Annotated in this window: 29 protein-coding genes, 1 other RNA gene and 2 pseudogenes; 21 read left to right on the top strand and 11 right to left on the bottom strand. The window is 70.1% G+C overall.

Going from position 1 to position 26,595, the window contains the following annotated elements; genetic code table 11:
- Positions 1-15: 15 nt before the first annotated feature.
- On the bottom strand, positions 16-273 hold the full coding sequence (locus tag ACFYP0_RS12920) for a DUF3040 domain-containing protein (protein WP_091409372.1): 258 nt from the start codon (positions 271-273) through the stop codon (positions 16-18).
- Positions 274-701: 428 nt separating this feature from the next.
- Between ACFYP0_RS12920 and ACFYP0_RS12915 the strand changes: the two genes are divergently transcribed.
- From ACFYP0_RS12915 to ACFYP0_RS12895, 5 genes are read left to right on the top strand one after another with little or no spacing between them, the layout of a single operon-like run.
- Complete coding sequence (locus ACFYP0_RS12915) at positions 702-2,777, top strand: DUF1800 domain-containing protein (protein WP_357009365.1); 2,076 nt, start codon at positions 702-704, stop codon at positions 2,775-2,777.
- Between the two features lie 8 nt (positions 2,778-2,785).
- Entirely contained in the window at positions 2,786-4,168 is a 1,383-nt protein-coding gene (locus tag ACFYP0_RS12910; RefSeq protein WP_357009362.1) for a DUF1501 domain-containing protein, read from the top strand.
- A complete protein-coding gene (locus tag ACFYP0_RS12905; protein ID WP_357009359.1) occupies positions 4,165-5,583 on the top strand; it encodes a ferredoxin reductase family protein in 1,419 nt (472 codons plus the stop codon). The genes ACFYP0_RS12910 and ACFYP0_RS12905 overlap by 4 nt, the downstream gene beginning before the upstream one ends.
- A 13-nt stretch (positions 5,584-5,596) precedes the next feature.
- Positions 5,597-6,175 (top strand): FMN-binding protein, encoded by a 579-nt coding sequence (locus ACFYP0_RS12900; protein WP_357009356.1) that lies wholly within the window; start codon positions 5,597-5,599, stop codon positions 6,173-6,175.
- Between the two features lie 49 nt (positions 6,176-6,224).
- Positions 6,225-6,947 (top strand): FAD:protein FMN transferase, encoded by a 723-nt coding sequence (locus tag ACFYP0_RS12895; protein ID WP_357009546.1) that lies wholly within the window; start codon positions 6,225-6,227, stop codon positions 6,945-6,947.
- 263 nt (positions 6,948-7,210) lie between these two features.
- Here ACFYP0_RS12895 and ACFYP0_RS12890 read toward each other — a convergent pair whose 3' ends face one another.
- A complete protein-coding gene (locus tag ACFYP0_RS12890; protein ID WP_357009543.1) occupies positions 7,211-7,882 on the bottom strand; it encodes a bifunctional DNA primase/polymerase in 672 nt (223 codons plus the stop codon).
- Between the two features lie 249 nt (positions 7,883-8,131).
- Here ACFYP0_RS12890 and ACFYP0_RS12885 point away from each other — a divergent pair, with 249 nt between their 5' ends.
- The 7 genes from ACFYP0_RS12885 to mctP all read left to right on the top strand — a co-directional run bounded on the left by ACFYP0_RS12885 (position 8,132) and on the right by mctP (position 14,871).
- Complete coding sequence (locus tag ACFYP0_RS12885) at positions 8,132-9,361, top strand: helix-turn-helix domain-containing protein (protein WP_124855730.1); 1,230 nt, start codon at positions 8,132-8,134, stop codon at positions 9,359-9,361.
- A 16-nt stretch (positions 9,362-9,377) separates the two neighbouring features.
- Complete coding sequence (locus tag ACFYP0_RS12880; RefSeq protein WP_124855732.1) at positions 9,378-9,950, top strand: flavoprotein; 573 nt, start codon at positions 9,378-9,380, stop codon at positions 9,948-9,950.
- Positions 9,951-10,068: 118 nt separating this feature from the next.
- Entirely contained in the window at positions 10,069-10,905 is an 837-nt protein-coding gene (locus tag ACFYP0_RS12875; protein ID WP_386996028.1) for a Nif3-like dinuclear metal center hexameric protein, read from the top strand.
- Positions 10,895-11,632 (top strand): zinc ribbon domain-containing protein, encoded by a 738-nt coding sequence (locus ACFYP0_RS12870; protein ID WP_357009353.1) that lies wholly within the window; start codon positions 10,895-10,897, stop codon positions 11,630-11,632. The genes ACFYP0_RS12875 and ACFYP0_RS12870 overlap by 11 nt, the downstream gene beginning before the upstream one ends.
- A gap of 3 nt (positions 11,633-11,635) precedes the next feature.
- Positions 11,636-12,817, top strand: coding sequence for a bifunctional RNase H/acid phosphatase (locus ACFYP0_RS12865; RefSeq protein ID WP_357009350.1), 1,182 nt, complete (start codon positions 11,636-11,638; stop codon positions 12,815-12,817).
- Positions 12,818-12,979: 162 nt separating this feature from the next.
- Entirely contained in the window at positions 12,980-13,222 is a 243-nt protein-coding gene (locus ACFYP0_RS12860) for a DUF3311 domain-containing protein (protein WP_091409411.1), read from the top strand.
- Positions 13,222-14,871, top strand: a complete 1,650-nt coding sequence (mctP, locus tag ACFYP0_RS12855; RefSeq protein ID WP_357009347.1) for a monocarboxylate uptake permease MctP — start codon at positions 13,222-13,224, stop codon at positions 14,869-14,871. The genes ACFYP0_RS12860 and mctP overlap by 1 nt, the downstream gene beginning before the upstream one ends.
- Before the next feature lie 538 nt (positions 14,872-15,409).
- Here the strand turns inward: mctP and ACFYP0_RS12850 are convergent.
- Complete coding sequence (locus ACFYP0_RS12850) at positions 15,410-15,949, bottom strand: TetR/AcrR family transcriptional regulator (RefSeq protein WP_357009344.1); 540 nt, start codon at positions 15,947-15,949, stop codon at positions 15,410-15,412.
- A gap of 86 nt (positions 15,950-16,035) precedes the next feature.
- Here ACFYP0_RS12850 and ACFYP0_RS12845 point away from each other — a divergent pair, with 86 nt between their 5' ends.
- A complete protein-coding gene (locus ACFYP0_RS12845) occupies positions 16,036-16,926 on the top strand; it encodes an NmrA/HSCARG family protein (RefSeq protein ID WP_357009341.1) in 891 nt (296 codons plus the stop codon).
- A gap of 213 nt (positions 16,927-17,139) precedes the next feature.
- On the opposite strand, the gene ACFYP0_RS12840 is transcribed toward ACFYP0_RS12845, so the two are convergent.
- On the bottom strand, positions 17,140-17,598 hold the full coding sequence (locus ACFYP0_RS12840; protein ID WP_124855744.1) for a MarR family winged helix-turn-helix transcriptional regulator: 459 nt from the start codon (positions 17,596-17,598) through the stop codon (positions 17,140-17,142).
- A 54-nt stretch (positions 17,599-17,652) separates the two neighbouring features.
- On the opposite strand from ACFYP0_RS12840, the gene ACFYP0_RS12835 reads away from it, so the two are divergent.
- Complete coding sequence (locus ACFYP0_RS12835; RefSeq protein ID WP_124855746.1) at positions 17,653-18,876, top strand: MFS transporter; 1,224 nt, start codon at positions 17,653-17,655, stop codon at positions 18,874-18,876.
- A gap of 16 nt (positions 18,877-18,892) precedes the next feature.
- Here ACFYP0_RS12835 and ACFYP0_RS12830 read toward each other — a convergent pair whose 3' ends face one another.
- Positions 18,893-19,654 (bottom strand): sulfite exporter TauE/SafE family protein, encoded by a 762-nt coding sequence (locus ACFYP0_RS12830; protein WP_124855748.1) that lies wholly within the window; start codon positions 19,652-19,654, stop codon positions 18,893-18,895.
- Between the two features lie 92 nt (positions 19,655-19,746).
- Here ACFYP0_RS12830 and ACFYP0_RS12825 point away from each other — a divergent pair, with 92 nt between their 5' ends.
- From ACFYP0_RS12825 to ACFYP0_RS12795, 7 genes and pseudogenes are all read left to right on the top strand, one after another.
- Positions 19,747-20,031: a hypothetical protein gene (locus ACFYP0_RS12825; protein ID WP_356977217.1), complete on the top strand. Its 285-nt coding sequence runs from the start codon at positions 19,747-19,749 to the stop codon at positions 20,029-20,031.
- Positions 20,028-20,414, top strand: coding sequence for a hypothetical protein (locus ACFYP0_RS12820; protein WP_356977215.1), 387 nt, complete (start codon positions 20,028-20,030; stop codon positions 20,412-20,414). The genes ACFYP0_RS12825 and ACFYP0_RS12820 overlap by 4 nt, the downstream gene beginning before the upstream one ends.
- A gap of 152 nt (positions 20,415-20,566) precedes the next feature.
- Positions 20,567-20,982, top strand: an RNA gene (rnpB, locus tag ACFYP0_RS12815) — RNase P RNA component class A.
- A gap of 134 nt (positions 20,983-21,116) precedes the next feature.
- Positions 21,117-21,614, top strand: a complete 498-nt coding sequence (locus tag ACFYP0_RS12810) for a hypothetical protein (RefSeq protein ID WP_386995761.1) — start codon at positions 21,117-21,119, stop codon at positions 21,612-21,614.
- A gap of 138 nt (positions 21,615-21,752) precedes the next feature.
- Positions 21,753-22,356: pseudogene (locus ACFYP0_RS12805) on the top strand (replication initiator); the annotation flags it as partial.
- Positions 22,357-22,428: 72 nt separating this feature from the next.
- The gene (locus ACFYP0_RS12800) at positions 22,429-22,863 is read left to right on the top strand and encodes a hypothetical protein (RefSeq protein WP_356977213.1); all 435 of its coding nucleotides are present in this window, start codon (positions 22,429-22,431) and stop codon (positions 22,861-22,863) included.
- Positions 22,864-22,946: 83 nt separating this feature from the next.
- Positions 22,947-23,504, top strand: coding sequence for an RBBP9/YdeN family alpha/beta hydrolase (locus ACFYP0_RS12795; RefSeq protein WP_356977211.1), 558 nt, complete (start codon positions 22,947-22,949; stop codon positions 23,502-23,504).
- Between the two features lie 443 nt (positions 23,505-23,947).
- Here ACFYP0_RS12795 and ACFYP0_RS12790 read toward each other — a convergent pair whose 3' ends face one another.
- The 6 genes and pseudogenes from ACFYP0_RS12790 to ACFYP0_RS12765 all read right to left on the bottom strand — a co-directional run bounded on the left by ACFYP0_RS12790 (position 23,948) and on the right by ACFYP0_RS12765 (position 26,562).
- Positions 23,948-24,139 (bottom strand): DUF397 domain-containing protein, encoded by a 192-nt coding sequence (locus ACFYP0_RS12790; RefSeq protein ID WP_356977209.1) that lies wholly within the window; start codon positions 24,137-24,139, stop codon positions 23,948-23,950.
- Positions 24,126-24,429: pseudogene (locus tag ACFYP0_RS12785) on the bottom strand (Scr1 family TA system antitoxin-like transcriptional regulator); the annotation flags it as partial. The gene ACFYP0_RS12790 and the pseudogene ACFYP0_RS12785, both read right to left, overlap by 14 nt.
- Before the next feature lie 216 nt (positions 24,430-24,645).
- A complete protein-coding gene (locus ACFYP0_RS12780; protein ID WP_124855762.1) occupies positions 24,646-25,017 on the bottom strand; it encodes a hypothetical protein in 372 nt (123 codons plus the stop codon).
- 48 nt (positions 25,018-25,065) lie between these two features.
- Positions 25,066-25,536, bottom strand: coding sequence for a hypothetical protein (locus ACFYP0_RS12775; protein ID WP_356977207.1), 471 nt, complete (start codon positions 25,534-25,536; stop codon positions 25,066-25,068).
- A gap of 17 nt (positions 25,537-25,553) precedes the next feature.
- Positions 25,554-26,060, bottom strand: a complete 507-nt coding sequence (locus tag ACFYP0_RS12770) for a hypothetical protein (protein WP_356977205.1) — start codon at positions 26,058-26,060, stop codon at positions 25,554-25,556.
- A gap of 49 nt (positions 26,061-26,109) precedes the next feature.
- Positions 26,110-26,562 (bottom strand): hypothetical protein, encoded by a 453-nt coding sequence (locus tag ACFYP0_RS12765; RefSeq protein WP_356977203.1) that lies wholly within the window; start codon positions 26,560-26,562, stop codon positions 26,110-26,112.
- Positions 26,563-26,595 lie beyond the last annotated feature (33 nt).

Here is a 26,595-nt window from a genome sequence, read left to right as displayed (position 1 = left end):
CGAGCGGTTGAGCAGTCACGTCCAGCGGCGGCGGAACCGCCACATGATCGCGGCATTGGCCACCAGCACCACCGCGCAGATCGCGCCGGTGAGTCGACCGGCGAACACGGCTATCGCCGGCAGCGACGCCCACAGCACGATGGTCAACAACATCAGGTAGCGGCCCCTGCGGGCTCGGGCCCGGTGGTCCAGCCGGTTGAAGAAGGCCGGGTCACTTTCCCGGAGCTGACGGGTGATCTGGTCGAATCTGCGCTGATCCTCTTTGCTGAGCATGGCGCTGCCTTCCCCTCACGCGTTCAGCGGTTCGGCGGCATACCCGCTGCGATGGCGGATCACGCTCGCACGCTGCTGCTTTTCCTCCACGCGAGCGCGCTTCACGTCCGGCTTACCTGAACCTTAAGTTTGCCTTTGGTGGTGAACGGCGCCGAAAGTGTCGGCTACGGCGGCGTGGTCCGATCCGTGCTCGGCTGCCACGCGTAGGCCCTGCTGGGAAGGTCGGCCGGCCGGACCGCCGCACCGTCCGTCGCCGAGGTCGCACTGAACGCTGTCTTAAGTGCCCTCATGAATGGGTTCCGGCCACCTTGAAGGGCCCTGGGGCCTTGGTTACTTTGCCGTAGCAACCCCCTCAGGCAACAGTCGCCGCACCTGCCGCACCTGCCCGGTAGCAGCTTCCGGCGCTCATCAGAAATCGGGATTGGTACATGGCCGACCAGAATGTGCCACCACGTCGACCGCGGGACGACCGCGGTTGGGACGGACATCAGCACCCCAGCGCTGACGGCTACGGCGACCCCCACACGCCCGCGCCGTACGGCTACGACTCGCCCCACCCCTACCAGGGCGGCTACGCCGAGCAGGCCGACCCGCGTGAGCAGTACGCCGGGCAGCCCGCGCCCGCCCCGCGCGGTCCGCAGTGGGTCGGCCCGGAGGGCCTTGGCCGTCCGGCCCCGGCACGACCTGCCGGCACCGGACTGCCCACCCTCGACGATGACAACGAGCCGGGTCGCAAGGTCGGCCGACGTAAGGCGATGGTGGCCCTTGGCGGCACCGCCGCCGTCGTCGCCGGTGGCGCGGCGCTCGCCATGACCCCGCAGATCCGTGGCCTCTTCGCCGACGAGGCGGCCGGCGACGCGACCGGCAGCACGGTGACCGACGGCACCGCGGCGCGGCCCAGCGGCCAGCAGCCCAGCACGGTGCGTACCTACACCGAGCAGAACGAAAGCTACATGGGTTCCCGGGCCGGTGAGGCGCTGAAGAAGAACGCGCCGGCCGGTGGGCGGACCTTCTCCGGCCCGGCAGCGGCCGCGGCGGCGACCAAGGTGACCGTGAAGACGGTGCTGGCCAAGGACCCGATCCTGCACCTGGCCCGGCGCACCACCTTCGGCGTGACGCCCGCGTTGGTCGCCGACATCAAGCGCGATGGCATGGACGCCTGGATCCGCGCCCAACTGGACCCGGAGAAGTTGGAGCCGAGCAAGGGCGAGCTGAAGCTCGCCGAGCTGCCGACCCAGAAGCTCTCCGTGCAGCAGCTGCGCGACCAGCGGGACAAGCTCAACGATCAGGACGCCCAACCAGAGCGGGAGATGGTCGACGCCACCATCGCCCGGCAGATCTGGTCCAAGCGCCAGCTGTTCGAGGTGATGGTCGACTTCTGGAACGACTTCCTGCACGTCGCCGCTGACTTCGACGGCGGCGAGGTGTACCGCAACTCGTTCGACCAGGACGTCGTGCGCAAGCACGCGCTGGGCAGCTACCCCGAGATGCTGGTGGCCGCGAACAAGCACCCGGCGCTGCTGATCTACCTGAACCAGAAGGACTCCCGCAAGGACGCGATCAACGAGAACCTCGCCCGGGAGAACCTCGAGCTCTACTCGGTCGGCGTCGACGGTGGCTACAAGGAGCCGGACGTCCGCCAGGCCGCCATGCTCCAGACCGGCCGCGGCGTCCAGGACGGCAAGTACGTCTTCCGCCCCGAGCAGCACTACGTCGGCAAGGTGAAGATCCTCGGCTTCACCCACGCGAACAACTCGGCCGACCCGAAGAAGGCCGAAGCGGCGATCGACGCGTACATCACCTACATCGCGACGCACCCGTCGACCGCGAAGTACGTGGCGCAGAGCCTGGCCACCCGGTTCGTCTCGGACACCCCGCCGAAGTCCCTGGTGGACCGGCTGGCCAAGACGTACACCACCAACAAGGGCATGATCAAGCCGGTCCTGATGACGCTGTTCTGCTCCTCGGAGTTCTGGGCCGGTGTGGGCCAGAAGGTGCGCCGGCCGATGGAGTACCTGGTCGCCACGTACCGCACCCTGGGTGTCTCGCCGGAGGCGTCGCCGAAGCACAACAACGGTGACAGCAAGCGCACCGCGTACGCCCGGGGGCTGCGCCAGATCCACGACAAGATGCGCGAGCTGGGCCAGTACCCGATGGGTCAGCCCACCCCGGACGGTTACCCGGACGTCTACGTCGCCTGGACCTCGGCCGGCGCCATGCTCAACGGCTGGAACGAGGCGGGCGAGATCCTCGCCGGCTACCGGACCACCTTCACGTACACGGCGCCGGAGAAGCTGGTCGCCAAGCCGCCGGCGACGGCCGGGGCGTACGTGGACGCGCTCTCCCTGCGGCTGGTGGGCCAGAAGCTGAGCACGCGGGAGAAGAACCTCATCCTCGGCGTGGCCGGTGTGGCGACGACCACCAAGGTCGACGCCACGTTCAACGGGGCCATCACCGCCGTCGCGCGGGCGATCCTCGCTTCCCCCCAGCACCACCTCCGGTGAGGCACCCGATGGAGAAGACTGTGTACAACTCTTTCCCCCTGCACCCCGAATGCCCCGACGTGCGACGGCTGGCCGACAACCCGGCCGAGGCGTTGCTGCGCGCCGAAGCGGACATCGTCGCCGCCGAGAACGCCGCCGAGTTCGACAGGTACCGCACCCTGGAGAACCTGGAGGAGGCACAGCAGGACGGTCGCGGCGTGACCCGGCGGACCTTCGTCGCCGGTGCCGCGGCCACCGCCACCGCGCTGGCCACCGCCCAGTTCGTCACCACCTCGGCGTCGTTCGCGGCGACCAAGACCGGCACCCTGATCCACGTCTTCCTCTACGGCGGGCTGGACGGCCTGAGCCTGATCGCGCCGGACAACGACGCGGTGCTCAACAAGGCCCGGCCCGACCTGCTGCTCGGCAACGACTCGCTGGCCCTGGGCCGCGGCTTCAAGCTGACCGGCGCGTTCAAGCCGTTGGAGAAGTGGCTCACGGCCGGTCAGCTGGGCTTCATCCCGGCGGTGTCCGACGAGCGGCTGTCCCGCAGCCACTTCCAGGCCGCAGACGCCTGCAACCTGGGTGGGCTGCCCAACGAGACCGCTGGCCGCGGTTGGCTCGACGGTCTGGTCGACAACCTGGGCAAGGGCACCGCGTTCCGCAGCGTCGGCATCGGCAGCACGCTGCCCCGCTCGCTGGTCGGCAACAACGGCGCCATCTCGCTGAACAGCGTGGGCTCGCTGCGCCTCAACGGTGACGAGCGGTTCCGGGCCGCCACCGAGAAGGCCATCAAGGGGCTCTTCACCGGGATCAACCACCCGGTCGAGGAGGCCGTGCAGGAGGGCATGGGCGCGCTGGCCACCGCCCAGAAGCTCGCCGCCAAGCCGTACCAGCCCGCCGAGGGCGTCACGTACGAGGGCGTCGGCCGGGCGTTCCAGCAACTCGCCCAGCTGATCAAGGGCGGCGCCAACGTGCGGGTCGCCACTGTCGGCATGGGCGGCTACGACACCCACGAGAACCAGGGCACCCGCGAGGGCGGCCAGCTGTACCGCCGGTTGAACGAGCTGGCCAGCGCGATGGCGGCCTTCTTCACCGACCTCGGCCCGAAGGCCGCCGACGTGACGATCATGGTGTCCAGCGAGTTCGGCCGTCGGGTCGGCTCCAACGGCGGCGGCACCGACCACGGGCACGGCGGTGTGGTCACCGTTCTCTCCGGCAAGAAGCTGGCCGGTTCGCTGCTCGGCACGTGGAACGGCCTGGACAAGCTGGACTCCGGCGACGTGCCGGAGTACAACAACATGTTCAACGTCTACGGCGCGGTGGCGCAGGGCCGGTTCGGGCTCACCAACGCGGAGGTCGACAAGGTCTTCCCCCGCCAGAAGTACGCCCCGATGAAGCTGTACGCGTGACGCATTCGCACACCCACGCCGCCGGCCGTCGTACCGGGACCTCGTCCCGGTACGGCGGCCGGTCGGCTGCGCCTGTACCCCCGCAGATCCCGGACCGGCGCGGACCCGGCGGCCGACGGCTGCTCGGCGTGCTGCTCCTGGTCGGCCTGCTCGCCAGCGTGCTGCCGTGGTGGTTGGGCACCCCCGCCGGATCGCTGCGGACCACCGCGGCCACCGTCACCGCGGCCGGCCGGATCACCGGCCTGATCGCCGGCTACCTGCTGCTGGTGCAGGTGCTGATGATGAGCCGACTACCGGTGCTGGAACGGTGGATCGGCGGCGAGCACATGGCCCGCTGGCACCGGGACATCGGCGCCACCCTGCTGGTCACCGTGCTGGCACACATGTCGCTGATCCTGGTCGGCTACGCCGACCTGCGTAACCAGTCGATCCTCGCCGAGGTCGGCACGTTGCTCGGCGACTACGAGGACATGCTCTCGGCGTTCGTCGCCACCGGCATCATGATGCTTGTCGGGTTCAGCAGCATCCGGGCGATCCGGCGAGCACTGCCCTACGAGCTGTGGCACCTGCTGCACCTGTCCAGCTACCTGATCCTGCTGCTCGGCTTCGGCCACCAGTTCACCCACGGCGCGCAGCTGTACAAGCCCGGCCCGGTGCGCACCGGCTGGATCGCGCTCTACCTGCTGGTGATCGCCGCCCTGCTCTGGGGCCGCGTGATCGCCCCGCTGGCGTTCAACCTGCGCTACAAGCTGCGGGTCGCCGACGTGGTGGCCGAGAGCCCGGACACCATCTCCATCTACCTCACCGGGGAGCGGCTCGGCCGGCTGGCGATGCTCGGCGGCCAACACTTCCGCTGGCGGTTCCTCACCCGGGGCTGCTGGTGGCAGTCGCACCCGTTCTCCGTCTCCGCCGCCGCCAACGGGCGCTGGCTGCGGGTCACCGTCAAGGTGGTCGGCACCCACACCGCCGACCTGCGCGACCTGGAGCCGGGCACCCGGGTCTGGGCCGAAGGCCCCTCGGGCACCTTCACCGCCGCGCACCGGCTCCGCGAGCGGGCGCTGCTGATCGCCGGCGGCAGCGGCATCACACCGATCCGGGCGATGCTGGAGGAGTTGCCGCCGGGCGCCGCGCTGATCTACCGGGCCCGCACACCGGCCGACGTGCTGCTCAGCCGCGAGTTGGACTGGCTGGCCCAGGAACGCGACACCTCCGTCTGGTACGTCATCGGCTCCCGCGACGACCCCGGCCCCCGCCAACTGATGAGCCCCGACGGGCTGCGGCAACTGGTGCCCGACGTGGCCCGGCGCGACGTCTACCTGTGCGGGCCGCCCGGTCTGGTGGAACAGTCGGTGCGTGCGCTGCGGCGGGCCGGCGTGCCCCGACGGCAGATCCACCTGGCCACGTTCGAGCTGTAGGAAGGGCATCCCCATGCGTCGCGCGCTCCTCGCGATCACCGGCCTGGCCGCCAGCACCACCGCGCTGGTGGTGTTCAAGGGCTCGCCGGGCACCAGCCAGGTCGCCCAGAACCTGCCCACCGGCCAGCCGGTCAACCCCACCCCGCAGGATGTCGAGCCGAGCGCCGACCCGTCGGGCGTGGCACCGAAACCGTCGGTGACCGCCGACGCGCCCACGTCGCCCAAACCCACCAAGAGCACCGCCCGCCCGTCCGGCACCCGTACCACCACGAAGGCCGCACCCCGGACCACCACCAAGGCACCCCAGTCGACCACCCGCCGGGTCACCGGCAACGGCTTCGACAACGAGTACGGGTACGTGCAGGTGCAGATCGTCGTCTCGGGTAACCGGATCGTCGAGGCCGTCGCGCTGTCGCTGCCCAGCGGGGGTGAATCCGACATCCACAGCGGCGACGTCCGCGACCGTTACGACGGCAGGGGCGGCGAGGTGGTGCAGAAGCAGAACGCCAACCTCAACACCGTCTCCGGGGCCACCGAGACCAGCAACTCCTACAAGCAGTCGCTGCGGTCCGCCATCGAGCAGGCATTCTGACGTGCGGGCCACGCTGACCCGACCCGGGCTGTGCCGGGTCGAACAGATCATGGGTACGGCGATCACCCTGGACCTCGCCGACGACCTGCCACCGGCGACCCTGCGCGAGCTGGCGGACGACGTCTTCGCCTGGATGCGCGAGGTGGACGCGCGGTTCAGCACCTACAAGCCGGACAGCGAGGTGTGCCGCTTCGACCGGGGTGAGGTGCTGCTCTCCGAGGCGTCCGCGGACCTGCGGTACGTGCTGGAGACCTGCGCCGACCTGTGGGGCGCCACCGACGGGTTCTTCGACGCGTACGCCACCGGTCGGCTCGACCCGTCCGGCTTCGTCAAGGGCTGGGCCGCTCAGGTCGCCTCGGACCGCCTCGTCGCCGCCGGTGCCGTCAACCACTGCGTGAACGCCGGCGGCGACGTACGGGTGCGGGGTCTGTCGCCGTCCGGTGAGCCGTGGCGCATCGGCATCCGGCACCCGTGGGACGCGATGGCGGCCTGCCTGGTGCTCAGCGGGACCGACCTGGCCGTGGCCACGTCCGGCGTGTACGAGCGGGGTCGGCACGTGCTGGACCCTCGCCGGGGCGCACCGGCCGGTGGGCTGCGCTCGGTGACGGTGGTCGGCACCGACCTCGGGTTGGCCGACGCGTACGCCACCGCCGCCCTCGCCATGGGCACCCCCGGCCTCAACTGGCTGGCCCGCCTGGACGACCACACCCACGCGGTGATAACCGACAACGCCCGCCAGTACCACTCCGTCGACCTCCCGCTGACCGACTAGCGGAGCGGGCGGTGGGTGCCGGCTGGGCGGGAGCCGGTGGGGCGTGGGCGGCCGGGGCGGGACCCGGCCGGTCGGGTGCCGGCCCAGCGGCGCCCCGGGTGGCTGCGCCGGGGCGGCTCGGTGCCGCCGGGGTGAGGCGCTCTGTCGTTGCTGGACATCGTTCCCCCGTTCGTGGCGCGCGTTCGCACCGTCCCCCTGTCAACGAGGACCGACGCCTCGGCGACGCTGTCGGGCACCGGATCGAATCGTCGACCGGGCCGGTTTCACATGCCTCGTCGGGGCAGCGGCAGGTGGCCGGGGAGCAGGTCGGGGGCGAGCATCACCCCGGCGGCGCGCAGCGCACCGATCAACGTGTTCTGCACGAGGTACGAATCCGGAAGCTGCCAGCGCGCCTGCTCCGGGGCGACCGCCCAGCGGACCGTGCCCTCCGGCAGCCGGGTGGGCGGCGCGGGAATCCACGAGCCCGGCCCGTGCCGGACCACGTGGAAGCAGTGCTCCAACTCCGGCCGCAGCGGATCGCCGGGGCGGACCAGGAACATCCACCGCCCGGTGGGCGTGACCAGCACCGGTCCGCGTACGCCGGTGCCGGCCGGGTGGATCTGAACGGCGTCGAGCACGTGCCGGCCGAGGTGGGCGGGCACCTCCAGCACGTCGAAGGCCCGGCCGGTGGGCAGCAGCACCCCGTGGGGTCGGCTCCGCCACCAGGTCGCCACCCGGGCCGGGTCGGCGCTGGCGGCCAGCTCCCAGTTCTCCAGGGCGGGGTGGCAGCCCACCGTGGGACAGCCGGCCCGGCCGCAGACGAAGCGGCTGCGGGCCAGACAGGCACCCGGGGTGACCTCCCAGCCGTGTACGGCGTACCGGATGGCGACCCGGCGCAGCCGGACCCGCTCCAGCGGCGACAGTTCGGCAACGCGCGGTACGACATTCCCCCACATGTGTGCCAACTCCTCTCGTCGGGCCCGGCGTTCGCCAGGTCGCATGTAGAGCACCGTCACTGCCGTAACCCACGATCGTTGAGGTTGACGAACGGCTCGTGCAACTTGCACGAAAAGTACGAGGACTGGCTGTACGGCTGACGCACATCCTGTGCGACCAGGCAAAACCTGAAGATGAACGGCAAGTCGCCGCACCCGCGGACATCGCCCCGACTCGATTGGTCGTCGGTGGCAGGGGAGGATGGGGAGATGGACGAGCTACCCATAGGACGGCGAGTGGCCTACTGGCGGGGGCGACGCAAGATGTCGCAGCAGGTCTTCGCGGACCGGCTGGGCAAGTCCAAGAGCTGGGTGGACAAGGTCGAACGCGGCGTCCGACGGTTGGACAAGTTCTCCGTCCTCTACGAGATCGCCGACATCCTCCAGATGGACGTCCAGCTGCTGATGGGCAAGGACCCGGAGCGGCGCGCCGACGCCCTCAACTGCATCGACCAGGTCGAGGTGCAGGAGATCCGGGCGGCGCTGGAACGCTACGACTCGATGAGTGCGTACTTCGACGCGGCGCCGTACCCGCCGCCGATGGACGACATGCGCAAGGCCGTCAACCACGCCTGGCTCACCTACCAGTACGGCCGCTACGGGATGCTCACCCGGGCGCTGCCGAAGCTGCTGCGCGACGCCCAGGCGGCCGACGCCGCCTACGGCGGTGAGCAGGCCGCCGAGGCGGCCCACCTGCTCGGCCAGGTCTACCAGATCGCCTCCTCGGTGCTGCGCAAGCTCGGCGAGTGCGAGCTCGCCTGGTTGGCCGCCGACCGGTCGATGGCGGTGGCCCAGCGGGCCGACGACCCGCTGCTCGCCGGGATCGCGACCACCCGGGTGTGCAACGCCCTGGTCGCGATGGGGCGGGCCCGCCCAGCGCTGGAGCTGAACGTCCAGATCGCCAACCGGCTGGCACCGGGTGGGAGCAACGCGGTCTCGCCGGCCCGCCTCTCCGTCTACGGGATGCTGCTGCTCCAGGGGGCCATGGCCGCGTCCCGCATCGGTGACTCGGCCAGCGTCGACGACCTGATCAACTGCGCGCAGGAGGCCGCCACCCTGCTCGGCGGCGACCACAACCACTACTGGACGTCGTTCGGCCCCACCAACGTCGAGCTGCACCGGGCCGCCGCCGCGGTGGAGCTGGGCGACGGGGGGCGGGCCGTGGAGGTGCACCAGCTGCGCATCGCGGAGCCCGCCTTCAACGCGCTGCTGCCCGAGCGCCGCGCCCACCACCTGCTCGACATCGCCCGCGGGTACGCCCAGATAGGTGACGTGGCGAACGCCGGCGAGATGCTGCTGCTCGGTGATCGGCTCGCCCCGTCGGAGATCCGCTGTCGGCCGATCGCGCACGAGGTGATGTCCGACATCCTCCGTCGCACACGTGGTGCGCCGCCTTCTCCGGTAGCGGAGTTGGCTGAGCACATGGGAGTAGGGGTATGAGCGCGGAGCCGGTCTGATGGCCGGTGCAGCGCACAACAGCGGGCACCGCGAGGTGCTCTACGTCATTGCCTGCGGTTCGCCGCTGGCCCGGCACGTCGGTCGTCTGGTCGACCTCGCCCAACAGGACGGTTGGGACGTTTGCGTGATCACCACGCCGGACGGCGCGAAGTTCGTCGACCAGTCGGCCCTGATTCGGCAGACCGGCCACCCGGTGCGGACGCACTACAAGAACCCCGGTGACCCGGACGTGCTTCCGCCCGCCGACGCCATGATCGTCTGCCCGGCCACCGTCAACACGGTCAACAAGTGGGCGGCCGGGATCACCGACACGTTGGCGCTCGGGCTGTTGGTCGAGGCCCAGGGCAAGGGCGTCCCCATCGTGGCGGTGCCGTACACCAACGCGGCGATGGCCTGCCACCCGGCGTTCCGTGCCGGGGTGGCCCGGTTGGCCGAGTGGGGCGTCACGGTGCTCTTCGGCGACGATGTGATCGCTCTGCATCCGCCCGGAACGGGGGAACAGCACACGCATGCCTTCCCCTGGGCGATGCCGCTGGCCGCGTTGCAGACCGTCTCCTGGACCGCCGCCTAGCGCGTCCGGCAGATCTTCCACCCGATGCGGCCGGGCCGGGTGTCACCGCCCGGCGGCCCCGACGCCGGTAAGCTGGCCCGCCGTGAGCACAAGCGGATCCGCCCCCACAGTCAGCGACGTGGTGGCCGCGCTGGAACGGCGCTTTCCGCCGGTCTGGGCGGAGGAGTGGGACCGGGTGGGCCTGGTGCTCGGTGAGCCGGCCGCCCCGGTCCGCCGGGTGCTCTGCGTGGTCGACGTGGTGCCCGAGACGGTCGACGAAGCCCTCGCCGCCGACGCGGACATGATCGTTTCGCATCACCCGCTGCTGCTGCGCGGGGTGTCCTCGGTCGCCGCGACGACCTTCAAAGGGCGGATCATCCACCAGTTGATCCGGGCCGGGATGGCGCTCTACGCGGCGCACACCAACGCCGACGTGGCCTCCCCGGGCGTCTCCGACGCCCTCGCCGCCCGCTTCGGGCTCACCGGTCTGCGCCCCCTTCAACGACCCGCGCCCGGCTCGCCCGCCCACGGCGACGACCGGGGGTTCGGCCGGATCGGCGAGCTGCCTCAGCCGATGACCCTCGCCGAGCTGACCCGGCACGCGGCAGCGGTGCTCCCCGTCACGTCCTGGGGAGTTCGCGCGGCGGGGGATCCCGGGCGTATGGTTCGTACCCTCGCCGTCAGCGGCGGGTCGGGGGACAGCTTCCTCGGCGCCGCGACCGCCGCCGGGGTGGACGCGTTCCTCACCGCCGACCTGCGGCACCACCCGGCCGGCGAGCACCTCGCCGCCGATGGTCCCGCCCTGATCGACGCCGCCCACTGGGCGACCGAACGACCGTGGCTGGACGACCTGGCCGCCTTCCTCCGGGAGGCGCTGGACGTCGAGACGCTGGTGTCCGACCTGGACACCGACCCGTGGACCGTGCACGCCGCCGCACCCGCTGTGGACGACAAGGAGCCCGACCGTGAAGGCTGACCCTCAGGTGCAGCGCCGCCTGCTCGACCTCCAGGCGATCGACACCAACCTCGCCCAGCTCGCCCACCGCCGGCGGTCGCTGCCCGAGCGGGCCGAGCTGGAGTCGCTGGCCCGGGAACTGTCGTCGATGGAGGACGAGCGGGTCCGCGCCCAGGTGGCGGTGGACGACCTGGACCGGGACATCGCCCGGTTGGAGAAGGACGTCGAGCAGGTCCGGGCCCGCAAGGAGAAGGACGAGAACCGGCTTGCCGCCGGCACCGGCCCGGCCCGTGAGCTGGAGGCGCTCCAGCACGAGCTGGTCTCGCTCAAGCGCCGCCAGGGCGACCTGGAGGACGCCGAGCTGGAGCTGATGGAGCAGCGGGAGACCGCGCAGGGCGTACTGGACGGCGTGGAGCAGCGGCTGGCCGAGACCCGGGACAGGCGGGCCGCGACCGAGCAGCGCCGCGACGAGGCGCTGGCCGAGATCGCCAAGGAGGAGGAGTTCAAGCGGGGCGCCCGTCAGCCGCTCGCCGCCGACCTCCCCAGCGATCTGGTCAACCTCTACGACAAGATCCGCGAGGACACCGGGCTGGGTGCCGCGCTGCTCACCGGGGGCCGCTGCGGCGGGTGCCGCCTGGACCTGTCCGGCGCCGACCTGGCCCGGATCCGCAAGGCCGCCCCCGACGACGTGGTCCGCTGCGAGGACTGCCGACGGATCATGGTCCGCACCAACGAGTCGGGCCTGTAGGTCGTGGCGCCGCGCGTGGTCTCCATGGAGGCCGACGGTGGGTCCCGGGGCAACCCCGGCCCCGCCGGGTACGGCGCGGTGGTCCGCGACCCGGAGACCGGCGAGGTGCTCGCCGAGCGCTCCGAGTCGCTCGGCACGGCCACCAACAACGTCGCCGAGTACCAGGGCCTCATCGCCGGGTTGACCGCCGCCGCCGAGCTGGGCGCCGCCGAGGTGGACGTCCGGATGGACTCCAAGCTGGTGGTCGAGCAGATGTGCGGCCGGTGGCAGATCAAGCACCCCGGCCTGCGGCCCCTCGCCGCCCAGGCCGCCGCGCTGGTGGGCCGGTTCAGCGCGGTCCGGTTCAGCTGGATTCCGCGCGAGCAGAACCGGCACGCCGACGCCCTCGCCAACGCCGCCATGGACGCCGCCGCGGGTCGTCCGTCGGCGACTGCGGCCCCCGGCCGTCCCGAGACGACGCCGGCCGCCGGCCAGCCCTCGACGACGCCCGCCGCCCCGATCGTCGGCAGCGACCCGGCGACCGCGCCGGCCTCCTGGGAGCCGCGGCCGAGCTTCACCGCCACCCGGCTGATCCTGGTCCGGCACGGCGAGACCCCGTATACCGAGCAGCGGCGCTACTCCGGGCGCGGCGACGTGCCGCTCTCCGAGCGTGGCCGGGCCCAGGTGCAGGCGACGGCCGCCCGGGTGGCCGAGCTGGCCCCGTCCGTCGCGGCCGTGCTCAGCTCACCGCTGTCCCGGTGTACGGCCACCGCGGCGTCGATCGCTGGGGCGCTCGGCGGTGACGTGCCGGTCCGCACCGAGGACGACCTGATCGAGTGCGACTTCGGCCAGTGGGAGGGGCGCACCTTCGCCGAGGTGCGCCAGCAGTGGCCGGGGGAGATGGACGCCTGGCTCGCCTCACCCCGGATCGCGCCGCCGGGCGGGGAGTCGTTCACCCAGGTCGCCGAACGCGCGCACCGCGTCATCAGCGGGCTGCTCACCGCGTACCCCGGTGAGACCGTGGTGGTCGTCTCGCACGTCTCGCCGATCAAGCTGATGCTGCGCGACGCCCTCGCAGCGGGCGATGGTTTCCTGCACCGGCTCTTCCTGGACGCGGCCGGCATCTCGGTGCTCGACATGTGGCCCGACGGCGGCGTGGCCGTGCGCACTGTCAACGACACCGCCCACCTCGCCAGCCTCGACTGAGCCGCCGCACCCTTCGTTGGTAGGGCCGGTCGGCCGCGCCGTTCGGCGCAGCCGGCCGGCCGTTCGGCGCAGCACCCTCCGGACGGGTCAGGTGACCGCCATCACAGAGTCGTAGCCTCCGGCCGTTACATCGAGAGCCACGACTCCCCGGAGGTGTGTCAGATGGCTGCACCCGAACCGGAGGCGCCGCCCACGGCGCCGACCAGGGCTAAGGACCACAGCCCCTGGAACTGGTTGCTCTTCATCCCCATCGTGGTGCCGCTGATCCCGGCGTTCTTCAATGGCGACTCGCCCCGGGTCTTCGGCTTCCCGCGCTTCTACTGGCTGCAACTGGCCTTCATCCTGCTCGGCGTCGGCACCACCACGTTGGTCTACCAGATGACGAAGAAGCGGGGAGGCCGCTGATGTGGCGCGACCATCTCACCGAGATCATCGTCTTCTCCCTGCTGTTCCTCCTGGTCAGCGTGATGGGCTTCGTGGCCGCCCGGTGGCGGGCACCGAAGGACATGGCGCACCTGGACGAGTGGGGGCTGGGCGGGCGCAGCTTCGGCGGCTGGATCACCTGGTTCCTGGTCGGCGGTGACCTCTACACCGCGTACACCTTCGTGGCGGTGCCGGCGTTGATGTTCGGTGCCGGCGCGGCCGGGTTCTTCGCCGTGCCGTACACCATCGTCATCTACCCGCTGGTCTTCCTTGTGCTGGTGCGGCTCTGGTCGGTGTCGCACCGGCACGGGTTCGTCACGCCGGCCGACTTCGTCCGCAACCGGTTCGACTCGCCGGTGCTGGCGCTGCTGATCGCGATCACCGGCATCGTCGCGACCATGCCGTACATCGCGTTGCAGCTGATCGGCATCGAGGCGGTGCTCAAGACGATGGGCGTCACCGGCGACAACGCGCTGGCCCGGCACCTGCCGATCATCATCGCGTTCGCCATCCTGGCCGCCTACACGTACCAGTCCGGGTTGCGCGCGCCCGCGTTGATCGCGTTCGTCAAGGACAGCCTGATCTACATCGTGATCCTGGTGGCGGTCATCTACCTGCCGTACAAGCTGGGCGGCTGGGGTGACATCTTCGCCGCCGCGGACGCGAAGTTCGACGCCTCGCCCAACCCGAACGACGGCATCCTGCTCAACGGCAACAACCAGCTTCAGTACGTGACGCTGGCGCTCGGCTCGGCGTTGGCACTCTTCCTCTACCCGCACAGCATCACCGGTGTGCTGGCCAGCAGGAACCGCGACGTGATCAAGCGGAACATGTCGGCGCTGCCCGCGTACAGCCTGCTGCTCGGGTTGATCGCGCTGCTCGGCTACATGGCCATCGCGGCCGGTGTGAAGCCACTGCCGGGTGCCAAGGAGGGCACTGTCGACAGCAACACCGTCGTGCCGTTGCTGTTCGACCAGCAGTTCCCGGACTGGTTCGCCGGTGTGGCGTACGCGGCGATCGGTATCGGCGCGCTGGTGCCGGCGGCGATCATGTCGATCGCGGCGGCGAACCTGTTCACCCGCAACATCTACAAGGAGTACCTGAAGCGGGACGCCTCCCCGGCCCAGGAGGCGAACGTCTCGAAGATCACCTCACTGGTGGTGAAGGTCGGTGCGGTGGCCTGCATCGTCTTCCTCGACCCGCAGTTCTCCATCGACCTCCAGCTGATCGGTGGCGTGATCATCCTTCAGACGCTGCCGGCGGTGGCGCTGGGCCTCTACACCCGCTGGTTCCACCGCACCGGCCTGATCGTCGGCTGGGTTGCCGGCATGGGGTTGGGCATGTGGATGCTCTACCAGGTGGCCAGCCCGACCCGGAAGCACTTCGGCGGCTCGGCGTTCCCGCTGTCGGAATTCGGGTTCGACACCACCAAGACGATCTACGTCGGCATCGTGGCGGTGGCGGTCAACCTGGCCGTGGCGGCGCTGGTGACGCTCGCGCTGCGGGCCGCGAAGGTCGAGGAAGGCGTCGACGGCACCGAGCCGGACGACTACTTCGCCGACGAGGGCGACCCCCGGGTCACCCCGGGCACCGAGCGCGACGCCGACTCGGCCCGCGAGCCGGTCGCCTGACCGCTGGTACGCCCGGGTGCCGACGCTGGTCGGTGCCCGGGCGTATCTGTGTCCAGGCCGTCGTCTGCGGCCGTCGTCGTCGGGGTGGTCGTCGTCGTCGGGTGGTCGTCGTGGGGGTCGTTGTCGCGGGCGGTGAGGTGGCTTCAGACGCTATCGAGCTGATGTCGCAAACGAATCATGCGCCCCCCGGACGTAGGCAGCGAGGTCAGCGAGGGCGAGGGCTGCCGGGGTCAGCGAGGGCTGCCGGGTCAGCGAGGGCGAGGGCTGGCCGGGTCAGCGAGGGCTGCCGGGTCAGCGAGGGCTGCCGGGTCAGCGAGGGCTGCCGGGTCAGCGAGGGCTGGCGGGGTCAGCGAGGGCTGCCGGGCCGGGCCGGCGACCTGGCGCGCTTTGGCTACCGAGATCGTGCTCGATCATTGTTGTAGTGGTGTTGGGCCGCGCAGGAGGCCACTACAACCAGGATCTTGCGCGATCTTGCGCGATCTTGGCGGTGGAAGGAGCTCTCGCGTCGGTCCACCAGGGCCGGTGGTGCTTCTGCGGCCTACGGCTGTGATCGGCCGATTCCCTTGAGTGCGAGGGTCAGCAGTTGTTCCGCCTTGGCCGCGCCCATCGGCTGCGCCGCGAGTGAGATGCCGTTGGCGAGGATGATCAGGTCGGCCATGGTGATGTCGGGCCGTACCGAGCCCTCGTCGACGGCTCGGCGTAGCAGTGGTTCACCGGCGGCGACGAGCATCGCGCCACAGGCCTCGGTCTCCTCGGGGGGCTCGTTCAGGAGCGAATCCGCGAGGCCGCGGGTCGTCGTGGCGTACGCGGTGACCTCGTGCAGCCAGGTCGTCAGCCCGTCGAGGGCGTCCGGCGCGGCGAGCAGATCTCCGGCGCGCGCTGCCAGGTTGCGGATGCAGCCGCGGAAGACCGCCTGGAGCAGCGACCACCGGGTGGGGAAGTGCCGGTGCAGGGTCGCCGAACCCACCCCGGCGGACCGGGCGATCTCCTCCAGCGAGGCGTACGCGCCGTCGCGGGCGATCGCCTCCGAGGCCGCCTTGACGACGAGGTCGTAGTTGCGCTGCGCGTCAGCTCTCATGGCCCGCCTTGCGGAAGTGGGGTGGTCCCCCGTATCGTAGCCGACTGGAAGTGGGGGGACACCCCGCTTGTTTCTCAGGAGGCATCGTGGCTGTTCTCGTCATCGGCGCGACGGGCAAGCAGGGCGGGGCTACGGCCCGAGCGCTGCTCGACAAGGGCGTCCCGGTCCGTGCCCTGGTCCGTGATCCCGGCGCCGACAGCGCCCGGGCTCTGCGGGATCGGGGTGCCGAACTGGTCACCGGCGACCTGGACGACGCCGAGTCGCTGTTCGCCGCGGCCGACGGCATGGATGGCCTCTTCTCCATCCCGTATCCCGACGTGACGGACATGCAGGGCGATGCCGAGGTGACCCGCGGCCGCAACGTCGTCGAGGCGGCGCGCCGGGCCGGTGTGTCGCACGTCGTGCACAGCAGCGTCTCGGGTGCCGGCGACTTCCACCGCAACCAGCCCGGATGGGCCGAGGGCCGGTGGGGCAGGCACTACTGGGAGAGCAAGGCTGCCATCGACGAGATGGTGCGCTCCGGTGGCTTCGCGCACTGGACCGTCCTGAAGCCCTCGACCTTCATGGAGAACCTGGTCGGCTGGTCCTACCTCTTCGGCGACTGGTCCAGCGGCACGATCATCACCGGCTTCGCTGCGGACACGCGCATTCCGTGGATCGCCGTCGACGACATCGGTGAGGCCGCGGCGATCGCGTTCACCAACCCGGGGAAGCTCGACGGCCAGGACGTCGAACTCGCCGGCGACCTGCTCACCATGACCGAGGTCGCGACCATTCTGAGTGAGGTCACCGGTCGGGCGATCACCGCTCCCGTGCTCACCCCGCAGGAGGCCGTCGAGCGCGGCCTGCTGCCCGCCATGGTCAACGCGGTCGAGCAGATCAACGAGAACGGAAGCCCGGCCCGGCCGGAGATGACCCGCGCCCTCGGCCTGCCCACCACCGACTTCCGGACATGGGCGCGGCGAACGTTCTCCTGAGAACCGGTCGCCGACCCGCGCCGGGTGTGGGTTGACGCGGCCGGGCCGGCTCGGCGGGTTCACCGCAAGATCGTGCTCGATCGTTGTTGTAGTGGTGTCAGGCCGCGCAGCAGGCCACTACAACCAGGATCTTGCGCGATCTTGGCGGTGGAAAAGTTCTTTTCGTGCGAGTGGATGGCGCGGTGAGCCAGACCACGAGACCGCCACGCGTGGTCAGCGGCGGTTGCGGTTCACCAGGGCCTGGTTCAGGCGGCCCAGTAGGGCGGCCAGCGTGTCCCGGTCCTCGGCGCTCCAGTCGGCAAGCATGTCGCCGTAGAGCCGGGTGCGGGCGGCCTGGACGGCGGCCATCCGTTGCAGACCGGCCGGGGTGGGGGAGATGACAGTGCCCCGGCCGTCGGACGGGTCCGGGGTGCGGGTGATCAGGCCGTCGCGCTGAAGCGCGGAGACCTGCCGGGTGACTGTCGAGCCGTCCAGGTTGAGTCGGGCGGCGAGCGCCGAGACGTTCTGCGGGCCGGCGTCGGCCAGGTGGCGCAGGATGACGTACGCCGCGCGGTCCAGCACCCGGTGCTCGGCGGTGCCGGTGGCCCGCCGGGTGGCCTCGCCGAAGCGCATCAGCAGGGCCACCTCGGTCTCGATCCGGCCGAGGGTGCTCTCGTCGTGGTCGTCGCTCATAGCTGTACGATACAGGATAAGTGCCTGTACGATACAGCTATCTGAGGAGTCGGAGTGGATCGGCGTTCCGAACCGAACCGCAGTGCCATCTACGCCACCACGCTGGTGGCCTTCCTCGCCATCGCCGGCATCGCCGTCGTCGACCCGATCCTGCCCGCCATCGGCGAGGCGATCGGGGTCACCGCCTGGCAGGTCGAGCTGCTGTTCACCGCGTACATCGCGGTCATGGCCCTTGGCATGATCCCGGCGACACTGGCCAGCGGCCGGTTCGGCTTCAAACCGGTGCTCATCACCGGCGTCTCCGTGGTCGGGCTCGCCGCGATCCTCGCCTCGTTCAGCGACAACATCGTGCAGCTGTCAGTGCTGCGCGGCGTCTGGGGGCTGGGCAACGCGATGTTCTTCGCCACCGCCATGGTGGTGCTGGTCAACCTGGCCGTCGACCGGGAATGGGTGGTGGGCCTCTTCGAGACCGCCCTGGGTCTCGGCTTCGCCGTCGGACCGCTCATCGGTGGCCTGCTCGGCGAGGTCAGCTGGCGGCTGCCGTTCTTCGTCTGCGGCGTCTTCATGGTCCTCGCCCTGGGCGTGGCCTCCCGCAAACTCCGCGAACCCACCAATCGCCAGGCCCCGGTACGCGTCGGCCAGATCTTCGCCACCTACCGCCGGCCGGCGTTCATCGCCCTCTGCGTGGTCACCGCCGCGTACAACTTCGTGTTCTTCGTGGTGCTCGGCTACACGCCGCTCTTCCTCGGCCTGGACGTCATCCCGCTGGGGCTCGCCTTCACCGGCTGGGGTCTCGGCCTGGCCGCCGGCATCATGGTGATCGGTCACCGGCTGGCCCACCGCATCGGTGCGGTACAGACCGTCGGCGTGGCCATCGCCGGGCTGCTGGTCTGCATGGTCCTCTTCGCCACCTCCACCAGCACCGCCGAGGCGCTCGTGGTGCTGGTGCTCGCCGGGCTCTGCATGGGGTTGGCCAACGCCAACCTCACCGACCTGGCGCTCGGCCTCGGCTCCAGCGACCGGCGCGTCGCCACCGGCGCGTTCAACCTGGTCCGCTGGGGTGCCGCCGCGCCGGCACCGATCATCTCCGGCAAGCTCGCCGAGCAGTCGTTGTCGCTGCCGTTCTGGGTCGGCTTCGGGGTGCTCGCCGTCGGTGTGCTGGTCTACCTGGCCTTCGCGCACCTGATGGCCGCCGGTTACGGCGAGCGGGTCCTCTGGTCCCGCTGGAACCGCGCCGCCGCCGACACCGAACACGAGCCCGTCGGCGAGACCTACTGACCGCCGGGCGGGCGGTTCAGGTCAGGGCGCGCCAGAGCAGGTAGAGGCCGATCGTCGTACCGAACACCACGATCACCGTCTTGAGCACCACCGGCGGCAGCCGGCGGACGAGCCGGGCGCCCGCGTACCCCCCAATCAGGGTGGCCGGCGCGACCACCGCGACCGCCGCCCAGTTCAAGGGGCCGAACAGGGCGAACACCACAAGCGTCGTCAACCCCACCACCGCGGAGAGCAGATTCTTGATCGCGCTCACCCGGGCCAGCGTCGCGTCCAGCACCAGGGCCAGCCCGGCCACCAGCATCACGCCGAGCGCCGCACCGAAGTAACCGCCGTACACCGCACCGAGCGCGACCATCGTCTGCACCGCGATCGTCCGCCGGCGTGGCGACAGGTCCCGGGGGTGACCGACCAGGCGGCGCAGCGGGTCCTGGAAGGCCAGGACCGCTGTCGCGCCGAGAACCAGGAAGGGTACGACCAACTCGAACGCGCGGGCCGGAGTGGCCAGCAACAGCAACGCCCCGACAATCGTGCCCGCGATGGTGGTGGGCACCAGCGTGGCCAGCGCGCGGGGACGCGGCAGGTCCTGCCGACTGCCCGCCACGCTGGCCAGGTACCCGGGGAACACGGCGACGGAGTTGCTGACGTTCGCCGGCACCGGGGGCAACCCGATCGCGATCATCGCCGGAAAGGTGATCAACGATCCGCCACCGGCCACCGCGTTGACAGTGCCAGCGGCGAGACCGGCGGCGAGCAGCAGCGCGGCGTGGGAGAGATCCATAGCCCCACGAGGCTAGTACGCGCGCCGAACCCGTCGTGAGCTGGCCGGTGAGGCGGAACAGGGCAGCGGTATACCGGTCGTATACTCCGGTCGTGGATACCACGATCAAAGTCGACACCGAGGTACGCGACCGCTTGGCGCTCCTGGCGAACGAACGTGGAACGACGATGCGGGACCTCGTCGCCCAGCTCACCCAGGCGGCACTCACCGCCGACGAACTGCGCGACCGCGCGGCGCGCGCAGAGCAGTACGTCCGGCTCAAGATCGCTTCCGACCTCAGCGCCGACGACCTCACCCGGGGCGAGGACGTCTGGGCGGCCGTCGAGGCTGGCAATGTCCCGGAATCTCTAGCCGGCGATGGCCGGCGGGCGGCGTGAACGAGGCCGCGGTCATCCTCGACCACACGGCGCTGCTCGCGCTCGGTGCCGGCAACCCGGCGCTCTCCGGGCTCGTGGTCACCGCACACAGGGGTGCGGGGCGGCACGTCCAAGTGCCGGCACTCTGCCTTGCCGCAGCCACCTCCGCCCGCCCGGCTCTGGGAGAGCACATCGGTGCCCTACCAGCGCTGGAGGTCGTCGAGCTGGGCTACGCGACCGCTCTGCTGGTGGGGCGTCTGCTACGTCAAGGTGTGGACTGGCAGCTAGTCCATGCCGCCGCGCTGGGACGTCCCGACGCCGAGTGGCCCACCGGGCGTCCGGTCCTCACCGAGTTGCCGAAGGCGTACGCCGGAACCGGTGTCGTGACGATCAGCGTGAACTGACCGCTCGCTGCCCGATGGCCGTCTCCACGGCGCGCTGCCCTGCGGGCCGGGTCTGTCGAAGGCCCGACTGCGGGGCAGGTCTGCGCGGGCACCCCGCAGGCGGGGCGGCAATACCCGCAGCACGCTCGTCGTTAGGATGAGAGCGCGACGGACGAGTCGACCGGGCGGCCGCGTCGGCGGGCTTCGGCCCGCCGCCGAGGAACGTCCGGACTCCACAGGGCAGGGTGGTTGTTAACGGCAACCCGGGGCGACCCGCGGGACAGTGCCACAGAAAACAGACCGCCGACCCCAACGGGGACGGTAAGGGTGAAACGGTGGGGTAAGAGCCCACCAGCACCCCGGGTGACCGGGGTGGCTCGGTAAACCCCACCCGGAGCAAGGCCAAGCAAGGGCCGTCACCGCAAGATGACGACCCGGCGCAGACGCTTGAGGGCTGCCCGCCCGATGTCTGCGGGTAGGCCGCTGGAGCCTGCCGGCAACGGCAGGCCGAGATGGATGGCCGCCGCCGGCGCAAACCCCTCGGGGTACGCGCCGCGCACAGAATCCGGCGTACAGGTCGACTCGTCCGTCGCCCACCAGCTCAGAGCCTCGATCATGACTCTGAGCTGGTCGTTTATCTGGTGCCGTTGGTTGACCTTGGCCATCGTCGGGGTGGCGTTTGACGGCCTGGCCACGGCCTGAGACGGCCTGGAGACGGCCTGAGTGCTGGCTCAGTTCGGCGACAGGATGGAAATCGCTTCCGGCATGCGGACGACGGGCCCTACCCTGCTTGCTCGCAGACGATCCTCCGACGCCGAGGAGTTGCCGATGCCACACGTGACGCTTTACGCGCTTGAAGAGGAACTGGTCGGGCATGAACCCAGCCTCATCGAGGAGCTGACTAACGCCGTCGTCTCCGTGTATGGCGCGTGGGCTAGAAGTTCGGTGGACGTCAGGCTGATCGGCGTTCCTACCGGTCGATGGGCCCGCGGCGGAGCGGCGGTCGCTGCAGCCGCCCCCTCGGTCACCTTCGGCATGCGGGAGGAAGTGTTCGCGCGAGAGGACGCAGCCAGAGTCATCGCACAACTCGTCTCCGCCTTCACCGAAGCCGTTACTGCCGTGTTCGGCGAGGATTGTCGCGACGAAGTGCTCGTCGAGCTGGTCGGCCAGCCCACGTCCCGGTCCGGGCTCGGCGGGAAGGTCATCAGTGTCGGTAGCTAGTGGGATCTCTTCCCGAGTCGGGCTGGCTATGCCGCTGCGGGCCGCCTGAGGGCCGGCGTTCGATGGTTCCGGAGCGGAGCCGTGGGCTCCGGCCTGCGTTGTCCAGTCCAACCGGCCCCAGGTCGTCGGGATCATCCGATGACGGCTCCGACCCTGCCCGGCCTCGAACCCGCCCCGACCCCGGTTGCTCCTCGGCCGGGGTCGCGGGCGGCCCGCATGGCGCTACCCCGCTCGATCGACGTCCTCAAAGACATCGCCATCGAGTACGGCGTCTGCGTCCGTCCACTCGCCATGCGCCGCACGGACCTGAACACCGGTCTGACCGAAGTCATCGACCTGCCCTGCGGGGCGACCCGCGAGGACAAGTGCGCCCCGTGCGCCAAGAAGAACCGCCGGCTGCGGCAGGCCCAGATCCGGGAAGGCTGGCACCGCGACGACGAGCCGCTACCGCCGCCAGACCCGGCGACCGAGGAACAGAAGGCGCTTGTCCTGCTGCGCGGGCACCTGGAGTTCTCTCGCGATGAGGCGTCCCGGGCGAGCCAGTGGGACCAGGTCACCGACCTCGACGAGGCGATCCAAGAAGTGGAAGAGGCGATCGCGGCGGAAGGGCTGCGGGGACGGGTCGCGGCACTCCGCTCAACCCCCGCCCGGTACGACTACCGCCGCGCCGCCTGGGGAAGCCGTCCACTTCGCCCGCCTGCTAGACCGGTTCTGGAGAGGCTTTGATGGCGGCGAACGATGGGCTCTGGCCTGGAACAAAGGCCTGAGCTGGGGCATGAGCGGCTGCGCCAACCTCACCTACTAACGTGGTTGGGTGGCAGCAGAAGCAGCGGGGGCCTTTCGTCGGACAGCGACCGAGCGGTCAGATCAGCGGGTCGCCTGGGAACGGGCGGACAAGGCTTTCTTCGCCGCCGGAGCGTGTCACGTCCTCGCCTGGGTCTGTCGAGACTCCTACCCGGACCGATCAATCTCGGTGGCGGCGCTGCGGTTGGCCGGCGACCTGCAGATCTTCCACGTCTATGCGATCTGGGCTGGCTGGGCGTTCGACCATTCTGGCTGGAATCCGGAGCCGCGACTGCTGGCTGTCAACGCGGACTTCGAGGGCCAACCATTGGAGCGCGTCGGAGTCACGGTCGATCTCGCTGAATTTTGTGGGGAGCACCAGCACCGTATGCCGGACCAGTATTGGCGTGACCCGCTCCCACGTGCTCGCGAGTATGTGGGTCGATACACCCCGCCGTGGGCGTAGCGCCCGGCAGGGGATAGCGGCGTTCTGGCGGTGCGGTACGCGCTCCGCCCGAATCCCGGGGATCGGCGCACTATCCTCCCAGAATGACGCGCTACCTTGTCGTGCCCGGCCGAGGAATTCCGTCCCCTGACCACTGGTCACGCGGCTGGGTCAGGGACTGTCCGGAGTACCAGTGGGCGCCCGAACCCCCCGGGCCACCGTACGTCGCCGCCGAACGGGTCGCCGCGCTGCACGCTGCGATCAGCGCCGACAGTGAGCCGGCCGTCCTCGTGGCGCACAGTGCGGGATGCCTGACCGTCGCCATCTGGGCCAGCCAGCACGTCGGTCCCGTCCGTGCCGCCCTGCTGGTCACACCGCCGTACCTGGATCCGGACTGGACTCCGAACCCGCACGAAGCCGTCGATGTGTTCATCGGCCATGTGCCACGCGAGCCACTACCCTTCCGCTCGATCCTGGTCGCCAGTCGCAATGACCCATCTGCAACGGTCGAGCAATTCGAGGCGTACGCGCGAGACTGGGGCTCGGAACTGTTCGATGCGGGCGCGGTCGGGCACCTGGACTCCAAGACCGGGTTTGGCCCGTGGCCCGACGGCCAGGACCTGGTCCGATCGTTGGCTATCGAGGCGCGGCAGGCGACATGAGGTGCCGCTCCGTTGATCGGACGCGGGACACCGCCTTGTCACTCGTCACCTACCCGGCGACCACTCATGCCGCTGGCGGAGTTTGTGCGACCTACGCAGTCTGAGGCACGACCCGGTAGAAGGACTCTTCCCAGGATCAGGCTGCCTGCAAACGCGATCAGTTGGCCGAGGAAGATCCCCATCGGGGCAACGAAGAGAGCCCCGACTCCGACGGTGAATCCGGCGGCGATCAAAGCACCACCGATAGCGAGCGTCACGCGGCGCTTCGTCACTTCTCCTGCCACGTCTCCCGGTCAACTTGCCACGTCTTCCAGTCAAGCAGTTCGTCACCACTGACCGGCACCCCCTGCACCGTCGATCCCCTCCTGTGGATCGGGCTTCGGCCCAAGCTCCAGCCACCAAACGGGCCCGACCGATTGGCGCTTTCGCGCGTACGGCGACGGTTACGGCCGCGCGACTATCTGAGCGACGAACGCCCGCCAGGCCGCCGGACCGAATGTCAGGGCCGGGCCCGCAGGGTCCTTGCTGTCCCGGACGCCGACGACGCCGGGCAGGTTGTCAGCGACCTCGACGCAGTTGCCCCCGGACGATCCGCTGCGCCGGGACTTGCGCCAGATGGCGTTAGTGAGGTCCATGATGGCTGTGCACTTCCTTCACCAGCTCGTTGGACTGTCGGGCGCGGGAGTGCTTTGTTCCTCACGTTCTCCCACCTCGTCTGAAGAGTATGTAGCCCATCTTCGGTGTCGACCACGATCCCGCCGAGCTGATTTTCGAGGTGCCCGGCCCATGCCCCGTCACCGGCCCGTGCCAGCGCGAACGGCCCGGACAACCCGATGTGCAGGCCAGCACCTGCCGGGATCACGTGGATGTGAACGTGGGGCAACTCGGCGACGGTGATGAGGTGGGCGACCTGCTCGGCCATGATGCCGGCGTGTCCAGCCGGCAGACGAACCGGCCGGGTGGATTGCCCCACCCGGCCGGTGTCCCGGATCCCTGGAGGCCAGCCCGAGACTGGGGACCGTCAGTGCTTCTTGAACACCGGCATGGTGTCCAGCGTGGTGGTGATGTTCTGCGTGGCGCCGCCCCGGTACGTCTTCCCGGCGAAGATGTCGGTCCAGCTGTTGCGCGCACGACCACCAGTTCAGGCGTACGGGGTCCAGGGCTCGGGCTGTTCGGCGTCCCAGCCCAGCTTCTCGAGTGCACGCAGTACCGCGCCGACGCGGGGAGTCCAGAAGAGCAGGACCTGGTCGCGCTCCTCGACCTCGAAGGCGACGGCGGTCGCCGGCAGCGGGAACCGCCTGTGAAACGGATGGTGCGCCACCGCGGCGACGTAGAAGTGTTCCAGGGTGTCCGACCTGGTACGTGACGTGAAGGTCAACGTGCTGTCGTCGGCGTGCAGCTTCACCGTCGGCCAGGCCATTCGTCGGACAGCCCTGAGCGTGTCGCCTCGGGTGAAGTCGAGGCGGTCAACGTAGGTGAGCCCGCCACGCGCATCGAAGGTCTCCGAGATCATCGCTGGATGGTACGGCGGGTACCAAGGTCGAGGCCGCAGCGGTGGCGGCTACCAGATAAGCGCGCGCTCGTCGATGAATCGAGGCGGTTCACCGAGGAAGGTGTCGGCCGGAACTGCGCCATGGGCCAGGTTGAGCGTGTCCAAGCGGTACAGCCAGGCGCCGTCAGACGTCCCGGTGAAGCGGTAGTTGATCTGCCAGCGCAGCCATTCGCCGTGGGCGAGGCGCACCGCGGGCGGCCGGCGGTGACGGCGTGGCCTACCCCAGGCCGACGCGAGCAGTTCAACCCGGAGTTGACCGTCCACCAACCGGAGACACACTTCGCTCCGGTACGACACGCGTCTCAGGCCCTCGCGAGGCTCGAACCCATCGGCCTCCGCCATGTCTACCTCGTGGGTGAGCGGCGCGGGCCGTGCCGGCAGGGCGAACGACACCGGTACGGCGTTACGCCGGGTCGCCTCTGCTCCGCCGCGCGAACGCTTGGTCCACGACGTGCGAACCCACTGCACCACAGCATCCACCCGGCGATACTCGGCCGCTACCTGTCCTGACGCAACCCGGATTCGGCGTCCCAGCGTCTCCACACGATGGGCTCCTCACTCGGGGCGGGCCACACCTGGACCCGCAGCCGCTCCATCGTCTGCGGGGCCTCGTCGGAGTCGAGCCCCAATCGCTCCGCCTCGGCGAGGTTGCTGCTCGCTGCCCGGACGCGAACGGACCCTACCGGCACCTGGACTCTCGCGGCATCCGGTTCGTAGTCGGTGCAACCCATGACCACGAGGCGGCCCGACCGGACCTGCATGCTCCCCTCGACCACGTGGTCGTAGTCGGCGAGGTCGTCGGCAGGCGGAGCGTCCAACACGTCGACTCGCACGGCGACCGTGACGTTTACCGAGGTGCCGATGGCCATCGCGTCGTCGACCACGGCCAAGCGGTCGACAACCGCGTGATCGGTCCACGCCTCACTCAGATCGCCCGTCGACCCCTCGTCGCTCAGGTGGATCTGGTGGTAGTCCGCGAACAGTTCCAGGTCCAACGAATCCACGCCACGCTCCTTCACCGATCCGTCGTTCACGCCCGCCGAAACCCATTGATCATTCGACGCTTAGCGACACACGCGTTGCTGCCTTCGGCGAGTGTGTCATCAACCGCGCGCCCTCGTGCGTGTCGAGAAAGTCGGTCAGTCCGCTGAGCGGGGCAGCGGCCATCAGCGGGTGATCGTCGGCTTGCGGGGAGAACGCCGCGAGCAACGCCGACCGCAGGTCAGCGTCGAGCAGCGGCAGGACGTAGGGCGTTGCGGGGTCGGGGTGGAAGTCCTCAGGGCAGGTGCCGCGCAGGAACATCAGGTCGAAGACCCGGCGGGTGGGGCTGCCGAGTTGTGGCTCGTCAACTGTGGTCAGGATCGTCCCCAGCCGAAATCCGGGCGCGGACTCCGCAAGGCGGTCCAAGAACTCCGTCTCCTTGCTGTTCCACCACCGTCTGACCTCGTCGTCGGGCACCTCCTCGACGATCGCGACCAGCCACAGCTCTTCGATCCAGCCATCCACTCCAGCATTGTGCCCATGGTCGCTGCCTTCGGT

The sequence above is a fragment of the Micromonospora arida genome (genome assembly GCF_042873195.1).
Taxonomy (GTDB): domain Bacteria; phylum Actinomycetota; class Actinomycetes; order Mycobacteriales; family Micromonosporaceae; genus Micromonospora; species Micromonospora arida.
This window is presented reverse-complemented; position numbering and strand designations above follow the sequence as displayed.